2 protein-coding genes are annotated in these 2,912 nt (G+C 74.5%); both read left to right on the plus strand.

Features of this window, described 5'->3' with window-relative positions:
• The first annotated feature begins 133 nt into the window (after nt 1-133).
• Nucleotides 134-1,045: a diiron oxygenase gene (locus ACIQOV_RS35430; RefSeq protein WP_380545638.1), complete on the plus strand. Its 912-nt coding sequence runs from the start codon at nt 134-136 to the stop codon at nt 1,043-1,045.
• Between the two features lie 58 nt (nt 1,046-1,103).
• Complete coding sequence (locus ACIQOV_RS35435) at nt 1,104-2,807, plus strand: FAD-dependent oxidoreductase (RefSeq protein WP_401054942.1); 1,704 nt, start codon at nt 1,104-1,106, stop codon at nt 2,805-2,807.
• Nucleotides 2,808-2,912: the final 105 nt, after the last annotated feature.

Below are 2,912 nucleotides of genomic sequence, written 5' to 3' on the forward strand. Positions count from 1 at the left end.
GGGGGCGCGAACCATACGGCCGCGCGCCGGGTCGTTGCCGCACAGGGGGTTCTCGGCGACCGGCTCTTATTGTACTGTCCGTCTAATAAGCGGGTGAGCGGGAGCCCGCGGAGACAGGCACCTGGAGGCAGCCATGGCGCTCACCCGGCAGACGGGGCACGGCCACACCGAGGCCGACGACGACGTCTCGAAGCGGCTGCTGGAGTCGGCCGCCACCCTCTCCTACGACCCCTCGACCGAGATCGACTGGGACGCCCCCCTCCCGGAGGACCACTACGGCCTCAACCCGGAGTGGAGCACCCTCTACGGCACCCGGCTGTGGGGCGAGATGACCGAGCGCCAGCGGGTCGTGCTCACCCGGCACGAGGTCTGCTCGATCATGAACACCGGCATCTGGTTCGAGATGATCCTCCAGCAGATGGTGCTGCGCGACCAGTACCTCAGGAACCCCGCCGACGCCGCGTTCCAGTTCGCGCTCACCGAGATCGCCGACGAGTGCCGCCACTCGATCATGTTCGCCCGGGCCTGCGCCAAGATGGGCGTCCCCGCCTACCGCCCGCACAAGCTGATCGCCCAGGCCGGCCGCGCCTTCAAGGCGCTCGCCAAGGGCGAACTCGCCTACGGCGGCATCCTGGTGGCCGAAGAGGTGCTCGACGTCATGCAGCGCGACTGGATGCGCGGCGAGAACGTCCTGGAGATCGTCCGCGGCACCTCCCGGATCCACGTGGTCGAGGAGTCCCGGCACATGAAGTTCGCCCGGCAGGAGATCCGCGAGCGGATGCGCCACGCGAGCCCCGCCCGCCGGCGCGCCTCCGCCACCGGCATCGCCGTGGGCGCGTACGTCATCGTCACCAGCATGGTGCACCCGGGCGTCTACAAGGCCGCCGGGCTCGACGTGCAGCGGGCGCTCGCCGAGGTGCGGGCCAGCGAGCACCGCAAGGCGATGATGCGCACCAGCTCCCGGCACCTGATGGCCTTCCTCGCCGAGACCGGACTGCTCACCAGCCGCTCGGCGGCCGTCTACCGCCGGGTGCACATGCTCTGACGGACCGTCGTCACCAAGCCGCCCCATCCCCCACGCGCAGCGAGGACCCCACCCGGCCATGGCCTACGCGATCACCCGGACCTGCTGCAACGACGCCTCGTGCGTGTCCGTCTGCCCGGTCAACTGCATCCACCCGACCCCGGACGAGCCGGAGTTCGGCACCACCGACATGCTGTACATCGACCCGCGGGCCTGCATCGACTGCGGCGCCTGCGCGGACGCCTGCCCGGTGGACGCGGTGTACCCGGTCGACCGGCTGCGCGGGCCCGACACCGTGTTCGGCGACCTCAACCGCGACTGGTTCCGCGACCACCCCAGCGACCACGCCTGGGGCGCGCCCAGCTTCCCGCGCAGCCTGCCGGACGAGCTCGGCGCGCTGCGGATCGCGGTCGTCGGCACCGGCCCCTCCGCCGGGTACACCGCGCAGGAACTGCTGCGCGGCACCAGCGCCGAGATCACCATGATCGACCGGCTGCCGGTCACCGGCGGCCTGCTGCGGCACGGCGTCGCGCCCGACCACCAGTCCACCAAGCGGATCGCGGAGAGCTTCGCGAGCGTCTTCCGCGACCCCCGGCTGCGGATGCACCTCAACGTGGAGATCGGCACGGACCTCACCCACCAGGAGCTCGCCGCGCACCACCACGCGGTGGTGTACGCGGTCGGCGCGGCCGCCGACCGACGGCTCGGCGTCCCCGGCGAGGACCTGCCGGGCAGCCTGCCCGCGACCGCCTTCGTCCGCTGGTACAACGCCGAACCGACCGTGCCCGCCGACGCGGTGGAGCTGTCGGCCCAGCGCGTGGTGGTGATCGGCAACGGCAACGTCGCGGTGGACATCGCCCGCATCCTGCTCACCGACCCCGACCGGCTCGCCGCCACCGACATCGCCGACCACGCCCTGGCCGCGCTGCGCCGCAGCCGGGTCCGGGAGGTCGTGCTGCTCGCCCGGCGCGGGCCCGGACAGGCGGCGTGGACCAGGGCGGAGTTCCTGGCCCTGCGGCAGCTGCCGGGCGTAGAGGTGGTGGTCGAGGACCACCCGGAGGTGCGGGCGGCGATCGAGGCGGCGGGGGCGGAAGCGGGACCGGGGTCCGGCGCGGAGTCGGGCACGGCGGCGGGAGCGGCGGCGGGAGCGGGGCTGCTGGCCGGGCTGCCGCTGGTGCCGTTCGACGGGTCCGCGGAGCCCGGGCCGGGGCGGCGGATCGTGCTGCGGTTCCTGTCGGCGCCGGTCGAACTCTCCGGGGACGGGCGGGTCGAGGCCCTGACCGTCGAGCGGACCACCCCGACGGCGGACGGCCGGGTCGAGGGCACGGGGGCGACGGACGTGCTCCGGGCCGGGCTGGTGGTGCGCTCGATCGGACACCGGGGCGTACCGCTGCCCGGGCTGCCGTTCGACGAGCGGGCCGGGACGGTCGCGCACCGGAACGGGCGGGTCGTCGACCCGGCGACCGGCCGGCCGCTGCCGGGGACGTACGTGGTGGGCTGGGCCAAGCGCGGGCCGTCCGGCGGGATCGGCGCCAACCGGGCCTGCGCGCGGGAGACCGTGGACGCGCTGCTGGACGACGCGGCCGCCCGGGCGCTGCCCGTCCCGGAGGCGGGCCGCAAGGACTTCGAGCGGCTGGTGCGTCACCGGCGGCCGGACGCGGTGGGGCTGCGGGAGCTGCGGGCGGTGGAGCGCGCGGAACGCGAGCGCGGCGAGGCCGAGGGGCGGCCCCGGGTGAAGCTCGCCAGCGTGCCCGAGCTGCTGGCGGCGGGGCGGCGGCGGTAGCGGGAAGGACCCGGGGCCTCTGGATCGCCAACGCCGAGATCACCTCGCTGGAGTGGCTGGTCGAGCGCTCGGTGCCGCTGGAGGAGCTCCAGCTGCACCTGGTGC

The organism is Kitasatospora sp. NPDC091257, assembly GCF_044757675.1.
In the GTDB taxonomy this organism is placed as follows: Bacteria; Actinomycetota; Actinomycetes; order Streptomycetales; family Streptomycetaceae; genus Kitasatospora; species Kitasatospora lactacystinica.